The organism is Pseudomonas sp. GM21, assembly GCF_000282215.1.
In the GTDB taxonomy this organism is placed as follows: domain Bacteria; phylum Pseudomonadota; class Gammaproteobacteria; order Pseudomonadales; family Pseudomonadaceae; genus Aquipseudomonas.
The window spans coordinates 1-18,261 of record NZ_AKJS01000139.1 but is presented as its reverse complement, the minus strand read 5'-3'; the positions used below and the strand labels follow the sequence as shown (position 1 = coordinate 18,261).

Genomic DNA, 18,261 nt, shown 5'->3' with positions numbered 1-18,261 from the left:
AGCTGCAAGCGAAAGCGCCGTGAGCTCCCGGAATTGGGAGTTTACCCGCTTTTCTCTTGCAGCTTGTAGCTAGAAGCTTGCAGCTGCTTCACTGCGACTTCCGGACCCGTAGGTACCATTCGGAAAGAAGCCGTACCTGTTTGTCGGTGTAACCACGCTCGACCATCCGTGTGACGAAGTCGTTGTGCTTCTGCTGGTCCTCTTTGCTGGCCTTGGCGTTGAAGCTGATGACCGGCAGCAGGTCTTCGGTGTTGGAGAACATTTTCTTCTCGATGACCACCCGCAGTTTTTCGTAGCTGAGCCAGGTCGGGTTCTTGCCGTTGTTGTTGGCCCGGGCGCGCAGCACGAAGTTGACGATTTCGTTGCGGAAATCCTTCGGATTGCTGATGCCGGCCGGTTTTTCGATTTTCTCCAGTTCTTCGTTCAGGGCGACGCGGTTGAGGATTTCCCCGGTTTCCGGGTCGCGGTATTCCTGGTCCTGGATCCAGAAGTCGGCGTACAGGACGTAGCGATCGAAGATGTTCTGGCCGTACTCGCTGTACGACTCGAGGTAAGCGGTCTGGATCTCCTTGCCGATGAACTCGATGTAGCGCGGTGCCAGGTATTCCTTGAGAAATCGCAGGTAGCGTTCACGTGTTTCGGCCTGGAACTGTTCCTGTTCGATCTGTTGTTCCAGCACGTACAGCAAGTGCACCGGGTTGGCGGCGATTTCGTGCGGGTCGAAGTTGAACACCTTCGACAGAATCTTGAACGCGAAGCGGGTAGACAGGCCGTTCATGCCCTCGTCGACACCGGCGTTGTCGCGGTATTCCTGAATCGACTTGGCTTTCGGATCGGTGTCCTTGAGGTTTTCACCGTCGTACACACGCATCTTGGAGTAGATGTTCGAGTTTTCCGGTTCCTTGAGGCGTGAGAGCACCGTGAACTGGGCAAGCATCTTCAAGGTGTCGGGCGCGCAATGGGCCTTGGCCAGAGAGCTGTTGAACAGCAGCTTGTCGTAGATCTTCACTTCGTCGCTGACCCGCAGGCAGTACGGCACTTTGACGATGTAGATCCGGTCGATGAACGCTTCGTTGTTCTTGTTGTTACGGAAGGTGTGCCACTCCGACTCGTTGGAGTGGGCCAGCAGGATCCCGGTAAACGGAATCGCGCCAAGGCCTTCGGTACTGTTGTAGTTACCTTCCTGTGTGGCCGTCAGTAATGGGTGCAGCACCTTGATCGGCGCCTTGAACATTTCGACGAATTCCATCAGGCCCTGGTTGGCCCGGCACAGTGCGCCCGAGTAGCTATAAGCATCGGCGTCGTTCTGTGGATATTCTTCCAGTTTGCGGATATCGACCTTGCCCACCAGGGCCGAGATGTCCTGGTTGTTCTCGTCTCCCGGTTCGGTTTTGGCCACGGCGATCTGATTGAGGATCGACGGATACAGTTTCACCACCCGGAACTGGCTGATGTCACCGCCGAATTCGGCCAGGCGTTTGGTGGCCCATGGCGACATGATGGTGTTGAGGTAGCGCCGTTGGATACCGAAGTCTTCTTCGAGGATCGCGCCATCTTCAGTGGCGTTGAACAGACCCAGTGGCGACTCGAATACCGGAGAGCCCTTGATCGCGTAGAAGGGCACTTTTTCGATCAGCTGTTTCAGCTTCTCGGCCAGGGATGACTTACCGCCACCGACAGGGCCGAGCAGATAGAGGATCTGTTTCTTCTCTTCCAGGCCCTGAGCGGCATGGCGGAAATACGACACGATCTGGTCGATGCATTCTTCCATCCCGTGGAAGTCTTCAAAGGCCGGATAGCGGCGGATCACTTTGTTGGAAAAGATTCGCGACAGTCTCGAGTTGGTCGAGGTGTCGAGCAGCTCCGGTTCTCCGATGGCCAGCAATAGACGCTCGGCGGCGGAGGCGTAGGCGCTGCGGTCCTGCTTGCACAGTTCAAGATACTCTTGCAGCGAGAGTTCTTCCTGGCGTGTGGACTCGAATCGTTGTTGGAAGTGGCTAAAGATACTCATGACGTCACCTCGCTCGATACGTGGAGCCGACGCCGGATCACTCAGTCGATGCTGGCAGCAACCGAACAGGCGGTCGCTGTTTACCCCCCAGAACTCTCACGGAGCTGACCACTCCGAAAGCTACTCCCGATGACCCGCGCGCCGGTGTACCGGCTCTCCCCTGTTTTGGATGGCCTGCGCTTAAGGATAGTTGGGAATTCAGGAGGTAAAGGCGAGATACGTAATTAGTTGTGGCAGACCGTTCGTCTGCCACCGCGCAAGCCCGCAGGGGGCGGGGCTTGCACGTTACAAAAAAATTATTCCGGGGTACCTTGAGCTGTTTCCGCAGGATACGTCGTGCGCCACAGCTCAAAGCCACCATCCATGCTGTAGACGTCGGAGAAACCCTGGCTGATCAGGTACGCCGCGGCACCCTGGCTGGAGTTGCCGTGGTAGCAAACCACTACAGTCGGTGCGTCCAGATCTGCGCCCTGAATAAAGGCATGCAGGGAATGGTTGTCCAGATGTTTCGAGCCGCTGATGTGCAGCGCGGCGAAGGTGGCAGGATCACGGACATCGACCACCACTGCGCCTTGTTCACGCAGGGCCTGGGCCTGTTCCGGGGGGATACGTTTGAATTCGCTCATGGCGGGCTCCTGTGGCTTGGCTGATAGAGCAGCCTAGCGCGGGTCGCTGGCTGGGGGCTGTTCGGTAATGGTTTGGGCGACGGCGGGTTCGCTGTGGCCCTTATCGTTGCACTGGCAATGCAGGCGCTCAAAGGTGTCGACGTTCATCAGGGTCATCGCTCCACCCCAGACACAACCGGAGTCGAGCGCGAAGATCCCCGGTTCGTCACATTGGCCTTCGAGGGCCGCCCAATGGCCAAAGATGATCTTCAGGCCCTTGGTCTTGCGCTCCTTGTACGTGAACCATGGCTTATAGCCCGGTAGCGCCGTGCCGACGCCTTCCTTGCTCTTGAGGTCGAGTTTGCCCTCGCTGGTGCAGAAGCGCATGCGGGTGAAATAGTTGGTGATGACGCGCAGGCGCGTAACGCCCTTGAGATCGTTGTCCCATTTCGCCGGGTCGTTGCCATACATGCCGTCGAGGTACGGGGCGATACGGTTGTCGTCGCGCAGGACTTCTTCAACTTCAGCTGCGCACTTCATGGCTTTGCGCAGTGACCACTGTGGTGGAATGCCGGCATGCACCAGGGCAATGTCGCGCTGTTGGTCGTAGTGCATGAGCTTTTGCTGGCGCAACCACTCCAGCAGCTGCGCGCAATCGGGTGCTTCGAGAATCTCGCGCAGGGTGTCATTTTTTTTCAGGCGTTCGATGTTACGCCCGGCGGCTAGCAAGTGCAGGTCGTGGTTGCCCAGTACGCACACCAGCGATTCGCGAATGTCATAAAGAAAGCGCAGGGTTGCCAGCGACTGCGGGCCCCGGTTGACCAGATCGCCCACCAGCCAGAGGCGATCCTTGGCCGGATCAAAAGCGACTTGCTTGAGCAGACACTGCAGTGGCTCGAGGCAGCCTTGCAGGTCGCCTACGGCATACGTCGCCATTAGTGCAAGACTCCGGGCACCGCCAGGCGGAATGGAGCGATGATGGCGTCGAAATGCTTACCGTCATCGGCAACCATCTGGTAGGTCCCTTGCATGGTGCCGACTTTGGAGGTCATGACCGTGCCGCTGCTATAGGTGTGACTCTGGCCCACGTCGATCAGCGGCTGCTGCCCAACCACGCCAGCGCCACGAACCTCCTCGACATGCCCGTCACCGTCGGTGATCACCCAGTGCCGCGACAACAATTTGGCCGGTAGCTCGCCGTTGTTGTGCACGGTAATCGTGTAAGCGAAGGCAAAGCGGTTCTGCTCGGGTTGCGATTGTTCTGCCAGATAGCGGGTGACGACGCTGACGTCGACCTGATAACGAGGATCGGACATGCAAGAGGCCTTAAAAACGAAGCGGGACGCGGGGCATAGCTGATGGAGATCAGTCTAGGCCAAGTACCGGGTAGTAAACCAGACATCGCGTCTGGCGTCCTACCCGATAACGCTTGTCACCTGTCAGTCGGCGGCGGGCGGGTTCAAGGCTTGTTCGCTGAGCTTGTCGGCCAGGCGCACGAAGGCGGCCAGGTCGAGCTGTTCGGGGCGCAGGCTGCCATCGACGCCGGCGGCTTCGATTTCGGCATTGCTCAGTAGCAACTTGAGGGTGTTGCGCAGGGTTTTGCGGCGCTGGTTGAAGGCTTCGCGAACGACACGCTCCAGCAATTTATGGTCTTTGGCCGGGTGTGGCAGCACCGTGTGGGGCACCAGGCGCACGATGGCCGAATCAACCTTTGGTGGCGGATTGAACGCGCCCGGACCGACATTAAACAGATGCTCGACCCGGCAGTGGTACTGAACCATGATTGACAGACGACCCCAGTCACCGCCCCCCGGGCCAGCTGCCATGCGTTCGACCACTTCTTTTTGCAGCATGAAGTGCATGTCGCGGATCAGGCTGGCGTTGTGCAGCAGGTGAAAAATTAGCGGCGTGGAAATGTTGTACGGCAGGTTGCCGACCACACGCAGGCTACCCGGCGCGGCATTCAGGCTGGTGAAGTCGAATTTCAGCGCATCACCCTGATGCAGACTGAAATTACTCTTGCCAGCGAACTGCTGATTGAGGATCGGGACCAGGTCCTTGTCCAGCTCCACCACGTCCAGTTGCGCGCCACTGTTGAGCAAGCCTTGAGTCAGAGCACCCTGGCCCGGGCCGATTTCCAGCACGCGGTCTTCGGTTTTGGCGTGGATAGAGCGCAAGATACGGTCGATAACGCCGGCATCGTGCAGGAAGTTCTGGCCAAAGCGTTTGCGCGCCTTGTGTTGATAATGCTCGGTCATAAACGGGTCTCGGCCATCTGGTAGGCGGTTTCCAGGGCGACTTGCAGGCTGCCGGTGTCGATTTTACCGCTGCCGGCCAGGTCCAGGGCGGTGCCGTGGTCGACTGAAGTGCGGATGATCGGCAAGCCGAGGGTCACGTTGACTGCCGCGCCGAAACCTTTGTACTTCAGCACGGGCAAGCCCTGGTCGTGGTACATCGCCAGCACTGCGTCGCAGTGCTCCAGATATTTTGGGGTAAACAGAGTGTCGGCGGGCAGGGGGCCGCGAAGGTCCATGCCTTCACCGCGCAGGCGCTCTAATGTAGGTTCGATAATGTCGATTTCTTCATGGCCCAGGTGTCCACCTTCACCGGCATGCGGGTTGAGCCCGCAAACCATGATGCGTGGCTGGGCGATGCCGAATTTTTCTTGCAGGTCGGCGTACAGGATTCGCGTGACCCGCTCCAGGCGCTCCGGCGTGATCGCATCGGCAATCTCGCGAAGGGGCAGGTGAGTGGTGACCAGCGCCACGCGTAATCCACGCGTGGCCAGCATCATCACCACTTGTGCGGTATGGGTCAGGTCGGCAAGAAATTCGGTGTGCCCGGAGAAGGCTATCCCGGACTCGTTGATGACGCCCTTGTGTACGGGAGCGGTGATCATGCCGGCGAAATGCCCGTCCAGGCAGCCTTGACCCGCACGGGTCAGGGTTTCCAGGACGAAAGCGGCATTGGCCTTGTCCAGTTGACCGGCGCAGACCGGCGCATTGAGCGGCGTATCCCAGACATACATACTGTTAGCGGGTGCAGGAACATCCGGCCAGCAGTCTGGCGTTACCGGCAACAGATTGACAACCACGCCCAGCTGCACGGCCCGCTCAAGGAGCAGGTCGGCGCTGGTAATGGCAATCAGGGGATGTGGCTGGGCTTGCGAGGCGAGCAGCAGGCACAGGTCTGGACCTATGCCGGCCGGTTCGCCGGGTGTCAGCGCGAAACGCTTGGGTTTCACTGTGCTGCCTGGCTTGCACCAGGGAGTTTGATTTCTACGTACGCTTCGTCACGGATCTGACGCAACCAGGTTTGCAGCTCTTCGTCGTATTTGCGGTTACGCAGTACGGTCATGGCCTGTTGCTCGCGAGCCTGGGCAGTGCTGTCGGTGGCGCGACGGCCAAGTACTTCCAGAACGTGCCAGCCATACTGGGTCTGGAACGGCTTGGACAGCTTGCCTTGCGGGGTGCTGGCCATCACTTCGCGGAATTCCGGTACCAGTGCGTTCGGGTCGATCCAGTTCAGGTCGCCACCATTGAGCGCAGAACCCGGGTCTTCCGAGTAGTTCTTGGCCAATTCGCTGAAGTCTTCACCCGCTTCGATACGCGAGTAGAGCGACTGCGCCAGGGCCTTGGTTTTTGCTTCGTCGCGGATCGGGCTTGGTTTGACCAGGATGTGACGCACGTGCACTTCGTCGCGCACCTGGGTTTCACCGCCGCGCTTGTCGAGGATCTTGAGGATGATGAAGCCGCCGGGTGTGCGCATTGGCTGGGTGACATCACCTACGGGCATGGAGCTCAACATGCGATCGAACGGAGGTGGCAATTGAGCCGCTTTACGCCAGCCCATGTCGCCGCCTTCCAGTGCGGTTTCGCTGGCAGACTTCGCCATGGCTAATTGACCGAAATCAGCGCCTTGCTTGAGTTGCTGGTAAATCGCGTCGGCCTGCTTGGCGGCACTCTGAATCGCTTCGGAGTTGGCGCTTTCCGGCGTAGGAATCAGGATATTGGCCAGACGAAACTCTTGAGACAATTGCATCTTGCCCAGGTCGGAGGCGAGGAAGTTCTTCACTTCCTGTTCGGACACCTGAATGCGTTCTGCCACGCGACGCTGACGCACACGGCTGATGACCATTTCACGGCGAATCTGTTCACGGGCGTCGTCGTAAGACAGACCGTCGTGAGCCAGCGCGGCGCGGAATTGATCCACCGACATGTTGTTGCGCTGGGCAATGGTGCCCACCGCCTGGTTCAGTTCTTCATCGGTAATGCGGATGCCCGAACGTTCGCCGATCTGCAATTGCAGGTTTTCGACGATTAAACGCTCCAGCACCTGCTGCTCCAGCACGCTGGCTGGCGGCACGGCAGAGCCACGCTTGGCAATGGTTTGCTGAACTTCATGAACGCGCTGGTCCAGTTGGCTCTGCATGACTACGTCGTTGTCGACGATGGCCACCACTTTGTCGATGGACTGTACGGCGGCATTGGCCGCGGTACCCAGAAACAGCGCGCCCAGCAGTAGCGGGCGCAGACAATCAGAAAGCTTGGTTTTCACGTTCACGATAACCTTGGATGCCTTTGTCGAGGAAGCTCTCTACTTTTGAGCCGGTGAGGCCGCCGAGTCCCTTCAGAACAATTTGGAGGAAGACGCCGTGGTCGCCCTTTTCGTTTTGTGGAGCATCTTGGCTGAACTCGTCGTAATCAACGAAGTAGCGGTTGATCAAGCGCAGTTTCCAGCAGCAATTGTCGTACTCGAAACCACCGAAGGCTTCCAGGGTACGGTTTTGGTTGTAGTCATACTGCCAGCGGCTGATGGCGTTCCACTGAGGCACGATCGGCCAGATCACCGAGAAGTCGTGCTGCACGATCTTGTAGTAGTCCTTCACGAAACCCGGCTGGCCCTCAACGCCATAGTCACCTCCGAACTGCCACTTACCGGTGTTCTGGTTGTAGAGCACCTGGTCGTTGCGATAGCGATAGCCGGCGTTGACGATCTTGTTCGGGTTGTCTTCAGGCTGGTAGTGGAACATCGCGCTACCCGAGCGTGGGCTGCGGCTGTCCGGGTCCCAGTTGTAATCGGCCGTGGTGCGCCAGTCGCGGTTCCAGCGGTATTCGTATTCCAGGGCGTACGGCGAAACGTCGGCGGTAGAATCGGCACGGGTACTGTCGATGCCTGGCATCTGTACTTTGCGATCCTGGAAGTAAAAGGCCTGGCCTACGCTGATGCGTTGCCGTTCAAAACCGTTGTCTTCGATCCAGCGGTTGGTGATGCCCAGCGACAGTTTGTTCTCGTCGCCGACACGGTCGGAGCCGGAGAAACGGTTGTCACGGAACAACGATGCATAGCTGAAGGTGTATTCGCTGGTGTCGAAAACAGGAATGTCTTCCTGATCTACCTCTGGTACATAGAGGTAGTAAAGGCGCGGCTCAAGGGTCTGGCGATAATTCTTGCCGAACCATTGGGTTTTGCGATCGAAATACAAACCGCTGTCGATGCTCGCGATTGGTACGCCACGGTTCTGGTTGCTGTCAAAGGTACCGAGGAGTTTGTCTGACTCCGCGGTCTGAGCGTCAATCTGGGATTTGCCGATGCTGTCCAGGTCCAGTTGGTACTGGGTATATTGGTACTTGAGCGTCGGCTTCAGGAAGCCATAAGTCCAGTCCAGCGGCAGGCTGACGGCGGGTGCCAGGTTGAGGCGGTCGCCGTTAGCGCGCGCCAGACCTTGAGTGTTGGTGTCCAGCTGAGGGCTCACATTGCCGTCTTCATCGGTGAACGTGCCATTTTTCAGGTCACGATCAAACCGCACGATTTCAGTGTTGTAGCTGAAATTCAGGCCACCTGGCTGATAAGGCAGCGCACCATCCAAGGTGATCTGTGGCAAGCGATCGTAAGGGGTGACGTTCGCAACTGTCCCCAACTGAAATGCCTGAGCATTCACGCGCGCCACATAGCTGTCACCGCGGTAGCTGACCGAGCCTTGCTGATTCACGTAGTCAGCGCTTTTCACACCAATCTGGTCGGTCTGAAGATCCTGGAAGTAATAAGGATCGCTGATCTTGGTGTAGTCGACTTGCGTGAGTACGCGCGAATCAAGACCACCCTTGTGCTGCCAGTTATACATGTAGCGGTCTTTGCGGTAGTCGGTCTGTTTGCTGCGCTGGGTGTCTTCGTCGTCGAGGTACGCAGCACCGAACTGACCTTCGCTGGATTCGGTGAGGTAGCGGAATTCGCCTTCCATCAACAAGCCATGCTTTTCCATGTAACGCGGGTACAACGTGGCATCGTAGTTCGGTGCCAGGTTGAAATAATACGGTGTGACCAGCATGAAGCCGGTATCGGTGCCGGTGCCTATGGTCGGCGGCAGGAAGCCGGACTGGCGACGGTCATCGATCGGGAAGTAGATGTACGGCGTGTACAGGACGGGTATGTCCTTGACTCGCAATGTCACGTTGGTCGCGGTACCGAAGCCGGTCGCCGGGTTCAGGGTGATGTTGTTGCCCTTGAGCTGCCAGGCGTTGCTGTCCGGTTCGCACGTGGTGTACGTACCATCCTTGAGGCGGATGATCGCGTTTTCGGCACGCTTGGCGTACAGCGCGTTACCGCGGATACGGGATTTGTGCATCACGTATTCGGCGTTGTCGACCTTGGCTTCACCAGTGTCCAGTTGCACTTCTGCACGGTCGCCCACGATCAGTGCGCCGTTGTCGCGGATACGCACGTCGCCATTGAGTTCGGCGCGGCTCTCGGCCTGATACAGGCTGGCCTCGTCGGACTCGACCTGCATGCTGCCCTGACGCAACACGACGTCGCCGGCCAGCGTGCCGACCTGATCTTCAGTGTTGTAGCGCGAGGCTTTCGCGCCGATAAAGGTAGGCGCGTCACTTTTGTTCGTCTTGTCATTCATGCCAGGACGAATCGGTTCGACATAGGCGCCCGCGCAGTAAGGGCCGGTTTCGGCCAACTGTGCTGCAGTGAGATTTTCGCGTGGCACCCAGTCGAGGTGGCTGTAATCTTCGCTACGGGACTTCAGGCCGCGGCCGTTGGACTCGGTAACCAGTACAGTCTTGGCGCCAGCCTCTTCGCTGGAACCGCTCTGGACTGCAGTTTCGCCAGTGGCGGAAACTGCGCTGTCTTCATGGACAGGGCGCGGTGGTAATGTCGCCGTCGTCGCTTTTGGCGCGCAGCTCCAGGCACCCGAAGCGGAGGCTGAGCAGTCATACTGTTCCGCGGCGACCACGAATGAAGTAGCCAGGGGTTGCAGGGCCAGCAAACTGCCGGTAACCAACAACGGAAATTTTTTACGAAACGCGGGGGATTTCAATGCCATCTTATTAGTCCGGGCTTCCTGCGTGCCATCTGCCCGCGGTGTGGGCCGCACGCCTCTCGATGGTCTGAAAAAGATGCTGGATAATAAAGCATGACCCGCTTGACGGCTAGCGCCGTCGGAGACCCTTGCAATGCCTGATCAAGATGTACGTTTGCAGCAACTGAAAGTTTGGCTCGATGAGCAGTTGGCGATTCTCTTTGCAGCACAAGGATGGGGTGCCGTACCCCCGGCCACGTTGACTGCGGCCAGTAGCGACGCGAGCTTTCGGCGCTATTTTCGCTGGGAAGGCGAGGGTAAAAGCTTCATCGTGATGGACGCTCCACCGCCCCAGGAAAACTGTAAACCCTTCGTGGATATCGCTTTTTTGCTGGCGAAATCGGGAATAAATGTACCGAAAATTTATGCCGAAGACCTCGAGCGCGGTTTTCTTTTGCTCAATGACTTGGGCAACAAGACTTACCTGGACGTGATCGACAGCAAAAATGCCGACGATTTATTGAAGGATGCCCTGCAGGCGCTGTTGGCTTTTCAGCAGTTGCCAATGGTTGCGCCGTTGCCGAGTTATGACGTCGCACTGTTGCGTCGCGAGCTGGAATTGTTTCCCGACTGGTACGTAAAACAGGAACTGGGCATCGAGTTCGACGCGGCGCAGAAAATGCTCTGGCAGAACGTGACCGATCTGTTGATTGATAGCGCCTTGGCCCAGCCCAAAGTGCTGGTGCATCGCGACTACATGCCGCGCAACTTGATGATCAGCGATCCGAACCCGGGTGTGCTGGATTTCCAGGATGCGGTTTATGGTCCCGTGACCTACGACGTGACCTGCCTGTTCAAGGACGCCTTCCTCAGCTGGCCTGAAGAGCGTGTGCGCGGCTGGCTTGAGCAGTACTGGCAGCAAGCCGGCGCTCTCGACATTCCGGTTCAGCCGGATTTCGAAGACTTCCTGCGAGCCAGCGACTTGATGGGCGTGCAGCGTCACCTGAAAGTCATCGGCATCTTCGCCCGCATCTGCCATCGTGACGGCAAGCCGCGCTACCTCGCCGATGTGCCACGCTTCTTTGCCTATATAGAAGCGGTGATCGCCCGCCGGCCTGAACTGGCGGAACTGGATGTGTTATTGCTAAGTCTGCGTGCCGGAGCCCATGCATGAAGGCCATGATTCTGGCGGCAGGCAAAGGCGAGCGTATGCGTCCGTTGACCTTGACCACCCCCAAACCGCTGGTTCGCGCCGGCGGCGTGCCGCTGATCGAGTATCACCTGCGCGCCCTGGCGGCAGCCGGGTTTAGCGAAATTGTGATCAACCATGCCTGGCTCGGTCAGCAGATCGAAGATTATCTGGGCGACGGTTCACGCTACGGCATCACCATCCAGTATTCACCGGAGGGTGAGCCGCTGGAGACCGGCGGCGGGATTTTTCGCGCGTTGCCGTTACTGGGGGACGATGCTTTTGTGGTGGTCAACGGTGATATCTGGACCGATTACGACTTCAGCGTGCTGCATCAGCCCGGCGCCGGGTTGGCTCACTTGGTACTGGCGGATAACCCGGCCCATCACCCGGCCGGCGATTTCACGCTGGTCGACGGCCACGTGCGCGACGGACAGCCAGGCATCACAACCCTGACGTACAGCGGCATCGCAGTGTTGCATCCGCAGCTGTTCGACGGTTGTTCTGACGGGGCGTTCAAGCTAGCGCCGCTGTTGCGCAAAGCCATGGCCGACGGGCAAGTGACGGGCGAACGGTTGAAAGGCCAGTGGGTGGATGTCGGCACGCACGAGCGCCTGGCCGAAGTTGAAGCATTGATAGAAGCGAGCCGCTGAGATGTTGTGGCCAGGGACTCTGATCGGAGCCGGAGCAGGCTATGCCATAGCCAGCATTCCGGGGGCCATGCTCGGCGCGTTGTTGGGGCAGGCGCTGGATCGGCGCTTGCACTTGCAAAGCTTTGGGCATCTGATTGAAAAGCTCGGCGGTCGTCCGATGCTGCGCAATGATGAGCTGCTTTTCGTGTTGTTGGGGCGGTTGGCCAAGAGTGATGGACAGGTGATGGAGGGCCACATCCAGCAGGCCCGTCAGGAAATGCGGTCTTTGGACATGACGGAATCGGCGCAACGTCGTGCCATTGTCGCGTTCAATCGCGGCAAATCGGGTAATGACCGATTACGCGGCTATCTGCGGCGCTTGAGTGCTCAGCCTCATGCCGCAGAAGGTGTGTTGCGCGCCTGTTGGCGGATGGTCTGGGCCGATGGCCGTGCCGGTAGTCGTGAGCGCGAGTTGATTGCCCAATGGGGTAAGTGGCTGGGCTGGACGCCGCATCAGGTGCAGGCATTGGCCGCCGATTATGAGCAACACAGGCGGCCAAAGGTCAGCGGCGCCATCAGCTATCAAGATGCGCTGCGGCTTTTGGGGGTGTCGGCAACCAGCGAGCCGGAGCAGATCAAGCGTGCTTATCGGCGCCTGCTGAGTCGCCACCACCCGGACAAGATTGCCGGCAGCGGGGCGACGGCATTGCAGGTGCGTGAGGCAACGGACAGGACTCGCGAGTTGCATACGGCTTATACGTTGATTCGTGAGCGGCGGGATTTTCGATAGGGCTAGGGGTTGTGTCGCCTGTGAGGACGCCTTCGCGAGCAAGCCCGCTCCCACGAGCAAGCCCGCTCCCACATTTGATCTCGGTGCACACGAATTCTGTGTCAACTGAAGATCTAGTGTGGGAGCGGGCTTGCTCGCGAATGGGGCACCTCGGTCTATCGGTCCGCCACATTCTGCGGATTCAACCAGCCACGCACCCGGCGTACCAGCTGGTCCTGCTCAGCCTTGGCATTCCCCGGCAGCGCTTTCAACGAAACCTGATTGAATGCCGACGTCTTCAAACGCTTGCTGGCCTGCAAACGCTCCAGCGCTGCTTTGCGATCCAGCGGCTTATCCATATAGAAAAGGTCCGCCGTCGCGAGCTTCAACGTCGGCGTCAGTTCGGCCAGCGCAGGCGTTGCAGCAACCGGTGCCTGGGCTGCGACCATCACGAACTTCTCCACTTGCGAGGGTTGTCTCTCACTCAGGTAGCGCGCGGCCCAGTAAGCGCCAGTGCCATGGCCTAGCACGACAATGCGGCGGGCGCTTTGTTGTTCGGCATAAGCAATGGCAGCCTCAATACGCGCGAAGATGCGTTCAGCGTCGGCTTTTACCTGCTCCTCGCTGGTTTCGGCGATGACCTTGTCGACCACTTCCGCTTCACCGCTGGCGGCCTGTTCGATGGGCGCTGCGGTGGTGGAATCCTTGCTGGCGGTATCCGGTGCTTTTGGCGCGGGTGCGACTTCGACGTTACGTGGCGCAATGGCGTCGCTTTGCAGATCGGGCAAGGTGATACTCAGGCTGCTCCACTGGGCGTCTGGCAATTGGCGGCGCAAAGGGCCGATTGCTTGCGGCCAGTCAGCGGTTTCGCCAGCACCGGGGATGATAATCACCGCGCCCTTGGGCTCGGCGGTATTGGCCGGTTTCCACAAGGCTAGAAAGGTGTCGGTGCCGGCTTGCAGCTGTTGCTGTTCCTGAACAGGGATTTTTCGCTCAAGTGCTGTCGCTTCTTCCTGACTACGCTCAAGCAATGGCTGGCGTTCGGCCGGTTTTTCTTCTGTGGTTTTTTCTGCAGTTTCTGGCGCCGGGTCGGTGATCTCGGCAGAAAAGGCACAAGGCAGGATCAGCGACAGGCACAATGCTGGCAGTGCCAGACGGTAGACAGGGGGCATCGGATATTCCAGGCCAGAAGTGTTTCCGGCAGCCTAATGGGTTAGTCAGTGTTTGTCAGTGTGTGAGACTTCGATGATGTTTTTTCGCTGCCTGTGGGTTATCGGCTGTTTGTGGTTTCCCTTGATGGGGTGGGCGGCGTCTGCGCCCCAGGTGCATGCCGCGCCATTGTCGCCCGAGCAAAAACAATGGCTGGCAACCCATGGTGAACTGCGGGTCGGTGTGGTCTTGCAGGCGCCTTATGCGCAATACGATCGCCGTTTGCAACGCTTGTCCGGGGTGAACGTCGAGCTGATGAAATGGTTGGCCAATGCGCTCAAAGTTGAGCTCAGCTGGCGCAATTTTCCGGATGGCGCGCAACTGGAAGACGCTGCACGTGCGGGTGAAATCGACATCGCTGTGGGACTGATGCAAACCCCTGCCGGTTTGCGCCTGTGGCAATTTACCGATCCGTACATGCGAGTTCCGCAACTGGTGGTCAGCGACCAGAAAGGCACCGGTGTCGTGGAACTGGAGAAGCTCGACAGTCAGACCCGTGTCGCGGTGCGGATGCCCAGCGCGACCGCCGATTATCTGCGCAGCAACTATCCACATTTGAACCTGCAAGGCGTGCCCATTGAGCGTCAGGCGCTGCAATTGTTGCTGAGTCAGCAAGCCAGTTACGCCGTGGTCGATGAGGCCCAGCTGGGCCGATTATCCGCCGAGCCTGAGTTCGCCGGACTGGTCGTGGTGGGCGACATCGGCCTGCCGCAATTGCTGCGAGTGGCCACTCGCCGGGATTGGCCGGAGCTGGCCGGCATTGTCGAAAGTGCGCTGCGGGCGATCCCGGCCAAGGACTTGGAGCAACTGCATAACCAATGGTTACAGCCTAAATACCCAAGGCTTTCCGAATCCCCGGGGTTCTGGCAAAACCTTTGCCTGCTGTTTGCCGTCATGCTGCTGAGCAGCATGGCCATCGTGTTCTGGCAGCGACGGCAACAGCACAGTCTGGAGCAACGCCTGTTGGCTGCGCGCGAAGACATTGCGCTGCGTGAAGCCAGTGAAGAGGCGCTGCGCCTGACGCAGTTTTCCATCGATCAAAGCACCGTCGGCATTCTCTGGGTCAACTGGGACAGCCATGTACGTTACGCCAACCGCGCTGCCGAAAGCATGCTCGGCTACCCGCCGGGCGGGATCATCGAGCGACCGCTCATCGACTTCGAGCCCGGTTTGCACATGGATCGCTGGCTGAATCTGTGGAAACGCGCGCGGGCCAGTGAGGAGGGACCGCTCAGTTTCGAAACTAACTGCGTGCGGGCTGACGGCAGCATTTTGCCGACGGATGTGTCGTTGAGCTTCCTGCGGTTTCGCGATGGCGAATACCTGGTTGTTTATCTCAACGACGTGACCGAACGCCGCCGCGCACTGGCCGCGTTGCAGGAAAGCGAGGCGCGGTTGCAGGGGATTGCCGCCAACGTTCCAGGGCTGGTCTTTCGCCTTGAGCGCGCACCGGTGACCGGGCAGATCGACTTTGCCTACATTAGTGAAGGCAGTGAAAGCCTGGTTGGGTACTCGCCGGCCACCCTGGCCCATCGCGATAAAGGTTTGCGCAGTCTGGTGCACCCGGACGACAAGGCCAGCTATCACCAGACTCAGGACCATGCGCTGGATACCGACAGTGACTGGTCCTGGCAAGGGCGGATCTTGACCCGTTCGGGCGAACAGCGTTGGGCCGAGATCAAAGCCATCACCCGTCGACTCGAAGACGGCGCTTACGTTTGGGACGGTATCGTCTGGGACATCAGCGAGAGCAAGCGTATTGAGCTGGAACTCGCCAGCTCCCGCGAACAGCTGCGTGAGTTGTCCGCGCACCTGGAGAGCGTGCGCGAAGAGGAAAAGGCGCGCATCGCCAGGGAAGTTCATGACGAACTGGGCCAGATGCTGACCGTGCTCAAACTGGAAACGTCCATGTGCGAATTGACCTACGCCCAACTCGACCCTGGACTGAACGAGCGCTTGAACAGCATGAAGCGCTTGATCGCTCAACTGTTTCAACTGGTGCGCGATGTGGCCACGGCGCTGCGACCACCGATTCTCGACGCCGGGATCGCGTCTGCCATCGAGTGGCAGGCCCGGCGTTTCGAGGCGCGCACGCAGATTCCGTGTCTGGTGCAGGTGCCGGACAATCTGCCGGTGCTCAGCGATGCCATGGCCATCGGCTTGTTTCGGATCCTTCAGGAAGCGCTGACCAATGTCATGCGCCATGCCCAGGCGCATACTGTTGAGCTCACTTTGGCGCTGGAAGGCGACGAGTTGTGTCTGACCGTCAGTGATGATGGCGTAGGATTTGTCCCCGCCACCGGTAGGGCAACATCTTTCGGAGTGGTCGGCATGCGTGAACGGGTGTTGATCATGGGCGGGCAGCTTTCGCTTGAAAGTGAGCCGGGGGAGGGCACGACGTTGAGTGTTCGTGTGCCGCTGGATGCAGCCTGAAGAATGTGTGTTGACTGTACTGACGACTTGCCCGCGATAGATCCTGGCTCTGAAATAAAAAGAATGGAGAAGAACGTGATCCGTGTACTGGTAGCCGAAGACCACACCATCGTCCGCGAAGGCATCAAGCAATTGATTGGCCTGGCCAAGGATTTGCTGGTGGTGGGGGAGGCGAGCAATGGCGAGCAGTTGCTCGAGACCTTGCGGCATGTGCCGTGCGAGGTGGTATTGCTGGATATCTCCATGCCGGGCGTGAATGGCCTGGAAGCAATTCCGCGGATTCGTGCACTGAACAATCCGCCCGCCATCCTCGTGTTGTCGATGCACGACGAAGCGCAAATGGCCGCCCGGGCATTGAAAGTCGGCGCTGCGGGTTACGCGACCAAGGACAGTGATCCGGCACTGCTGTTGACCGCTATCCGTAAAGTGGCGGCGGGTGGGCGCTACATCGACCCGGACCTCGCCGACCGCATGGTTTTCGAAGTCGGCTTGACCGATTCAAGGCCGTTGCACTCATTGCTGTCGGAGCGCGAATTTTCGGTGTTCGAACGTCTGGCCCAAGGCGTCAACGTCAATGACATCGCTCAGCAACTTGGGTTGAGCAGCAAAACCATCAGCACCCACAAAGCGCGTTTGATGCAGAAGCTCAACATCACCTCGCTGGCGGAATTGGTGAAGTACGCGATGGAACACAAACTCCTCTGACACACCTCCCACGAGGGACTGTGTGCATATCCAATAACGACGTACATTTCAGCCGCCTGCAGCTGTTCTTGCGGCTTGCAGCGGACAGCTTGCCGCTGCGTTTGTCAAAACGCGCCATCCTTGTAGGGCAATCCCTACCCCCAACCTTCCATCCGGCTGAGGCGATTCTCTCCTGCCCCCCGATTTGCGCGGTCGGCAGTGTCCACTAGGCTTAGTCCACAGCAGTTATCAACAACAAAGGTGCGGGTATGAGCCAGGTCGATTCAAGCGCAGGGGCCAGCGACATTCTGGTCAGCTTTCGTGGAGTGCAGAAAAGCTACGACGGCGAGAACCTGATCGTCAAAGACCTCAACCTGGACATTCGCAAAGGCGAATTCCTCACCTTGCTCGGGCCGTCCGGCTCCGGCAAGACCACCAGCCTCATGATGCTCGCCGGTTTTGAAACACCGACCGCGGGCGAAATCCTGCTGGCCGGGCGTTCCATCAACAACGTGCCGCCTCACAAGCGTGACATCGGCATGGTGTTCCAGAACTACGCGTTATTCCCGCACATGACGGTCGCCGAGAACCTCGCGTTCCCGCTGACCGTGCGCGGCATGAACAAGAGCGACGTCAGTGCCAAGGTCAAAAAAGTCCTGAGCATGGTGCAGCTCGACGCCTTTGCGCAGCGCTATCCGGCACAACTGTCCGGCGGTCAGCAGCAGCGTGTGGCATTGGCCCGGGCACTGGTGTTCGAGCCGCAATTGGTGCTGATGGACGAACCGCTCGGTGCGCTTGATAAACAACTGCGCGAACACATGCAGATGGAGATCAAGCACCTGCATCAACGCCTCGGCGTGACCGTGGTTTACGTGACCCACGACCAGGGTGAAGCCCTGACCATGTCCGACCGGGTAGCGGTGTTCCATCAAGGCGAGATTCAGCAGATCGCGCCGCCGCGCACCCTCTACGAGGAGCCGAAAAATACCTTCGTCGCCAACTTCATCGGCGAGAACAACCGCCTCAACGGCCGCCTGCACAGCCAGACCGGCGATCGCTGCATCGTTGAGCTGGGTCGTGGCGAAAAAGTTGAAGCCCTGGCGGTCAACGTCGGCAAGACCGGCGAACCGGTCACGCTGTCGATTCGTCCCGAGCGCATCAGCCTCAATGGTTCCAGCGAGTCATGCGTCAACCGCTTCTCAGGGAGGGTGGCGGAATTCATCTATCTGGGCGATCACGTCCGGGTTCGCCTGGAGGTCTGCGGCAAGACCGACTTCTTCGTGAAACAACCGATTGCCGAGCTCGATCCCGCGCTGGCTGTTGGCGACGTGGTACCGCTTGGCTGGCAGGTCGAACACGTTCGCGCGCTCGACCCGCTAGGGGACGCTCCCACTTAGTTTCCACACCGCGCCGGGTCTGCTGT

Annotated in this window: 15 protein-coding genes; 6 read left to right on the top strand and 9 right to left on the bottom strand. The window is 59.0% G+C overall.

The window, feature by feature from the left end; genetic code table 11:
- Positions 1-88: 88 nt before the first annotated feature.
- The 8 genes from PMI22_RS07015 to PMI22_RS07050 form a co-directional block, all read right to left on the bottom strand.
- Positions 89-2,011: a PrkA family serine protein kinase gene (locus PMI22_RS07015; RefSeq protein WP_007947797.1), complete on the bottom strand. Its 1,923-nt coding sequence runs from the start codon at positions 2,009-2,011 to the stop codon at positions 89-91.
- Between the two features lie 296 nt (positions 2,012-2,307).
- Complete coding sequence (glpE, locus tag PMI22_RS07020; RefSeq protein ID WP_003228847.1) at positions 2,308-2,637, bottom strand: thiosulfate sulfurtransferase GlpE; 330 nt, start codon at positions 2,635-2,637, stop codon at positions 2,308-2,310.
- 33 nt (positions 2,638-2,670) lie between these two features.
- Complete coding sequence (locus tag PMI22_RS07025; protein ID WP_007947796.1) at positions 2,671-3,552, bottom strand: symmetrical bis(5'-nucleosyl)-tetraphosphatase; 882 nt, start codon at positions 3,550-3,552, stop codon at positions 2,671-2,673.
- Entirely contained in the window at positions 3,552-3,932 is a 381-nt protein-coding gene (gene apaG / locus PMI22_RS07030) for a Co2+/Mg2+ efflux protein ApaG (RefSeq protein ID WP_007947795.1), read from the bottom strand. Before apaG ends, PMI22_RS07025 begins: the two co-directional genes overlap by 1 nt.
- Before the next feature lie 123 nt (positions 3,933-4,055).
- On the bottom strand, positions 4,056-4,874 hold the full coding sequence (gene rsmA / locus PMI22_RS07035; protein ID WP_007947794.1) for a 16S rRNA (adenine(1518)-N(6)/adenine(1519)-N(6))-dimethyltransferase RsmA: 819 nt from the start codon (positions 4,872-4,874) through the stop codon (positions 4,056-4,058).
- Positions 4,871-5,860: a 4-hydroxythreonine-4-phosphate dehydrogenase PdxA gene (pdxA, locus tag PMI22_RS07040; RefSeq protein WP_007947793.1), complete on the bottom strand. Its 990-nt coding sequence runs from the start codon at positions 5,858-5,860 to the stop codon at positions 4,871-4,873. Before pdxA ends, rsmA begins: the two co-directional genes overlap by 4 nt.
- On the bottom strand, positions 5,857-7,179 hold the full coding sequence (gene surA / locus PMI22_RS07045) for a peptidylprolyl isomerase SurA (protein WP_007947792.1): 1,323 nt from the start codon (positions 7,177-7,179) through the stop codon (positions 5,857-5,859). Before surA ends, pdxA begins: the two co-directional genes overlap by 4 nt.
- The gene (locus PMI22_RS07050) at positions 7,154-9,946 is read right to left on the bottom strand and encodes an LPS-assembly protein LptD (RefSeq protein ID WP_007947791.1); all 2,793 of its coding nucleotides are present in this window, start codon (positions 9,944-9,946) and stop codon (positions 7,154-7,156) included. Before PMI22_RS07050 ends, surA begins: the two co-directional genes overlap by 26 nt.
- A gap of 130 nt (positions 9,947-10,076) precedes the next feature.
- Here PMI22_RS07050 and PMI22_RS07055 point away from each other — a divergent pair, with 130 nt between their 5' ends.
- From PMI22_RS07055 to PMI22_RS07065, 3 genes are read left to right on the top strand one after another with little or no spacing between them, the layout of a single operon-like run.
- Positions 10,077-11,096: an aminoglycoside phosphotransferase family protein gene (locus tag PMI22_RS07055; protein WP_007947790.1), complete on the top strand. Its 1,020-nt coding sequence runs from the start codon at positions 10,077-10,079 to the stop codon at positions 11,094-11,096.
- Positions 11,093-11,764, top strand: a complete 672-nt coding sequence (murU, locus tag PMI22_RS07060; RefSeq protein WP_007947788.1) for an N-acetylmuramate alpha-1-phosphate uridylyltransferase MurU — start codon at positions 11,093-11,095, stop codon at positions 11,762-11,764. The genes PMI22_RS07055 and murU overlap by 4 nt, the downstream gene beginning before the upstream one ends.
- Position 11,765: 1 nt before the next feature.
- A complete protein-coding gene (locus tag PMI22_RS07065) occupies positions 11,766-12,533 on the top strand; it encodes a TerB family tellurite resistance protein (RefSeq protein ID WP_007947787.1) in 768 nt (255 codons plus the stop codon).
- Positions 12,534-12,688: 155 nt separating this feature from the next.
- Here the strand turns inward: PMI22_RS07065 and PMI22_RS07070 are convergent, their stop codons facing one another.
- The gene (locus tag PMI22_RS07070; protein WP_007947786.1) at positions 12,689-13,684 is read right to left on the bottom strand and encodes an alpha/beta hydrolase family protein; all 996 of its coding nucleotides are present in this window, start codon (positions 13,682-13,684) and stop codon (positions 12,689-12,691) included.
- A gap of 73 nt (positions 13,685-13,757) precedes the next feature.
- On the opposite strand from PMI22_RS07070, the gene PMI22_RS07075 reads away from it, so the two are divergent.
- From PMI22_RS07075 to PMI22_RS07085, 3 genes are all read left to right on the top strand, one after another.
- On the top strand, positions 13,758-16,154 hold the full coding sequence (locus tag PMI22_RS07075; protein WP_007947785.1) for a PAS domain-containing sensor histidine kinase: 2,397 nt from the start codon (positions 13,758-13,760) through the stop codon (positions 16,152-16,154).
- Between the two features lie 75 nt (positions 16,155-16,229).
- The gene (locus PMI22_RS07080; protein WP_007947784.1) at positions 16,230-16,859 is read left to right on the top strand and encodes a response regulator; all 630 of its coding nucleotides are present in this window, start codon (positions 16,230-16,232) and stop codon (positions 16,857-16,859) included.
- 248 nt (positions 16,860-17,107) lie between these two features.
- Positions 17,108-18,235: an ABC transporter ATP-binding protein gene (locus tag PMI22_RS07085; protein ID WP_007947783.1), complete on the top strand. Its 1,128-nt coding sequence runs from the start codon at positions 17,108-17,110 to the stop codon at positions 18,233-18,235.
- The last annotated feature ends 26 nt before the right edge of the window (positions 18,236-18,261 follow it).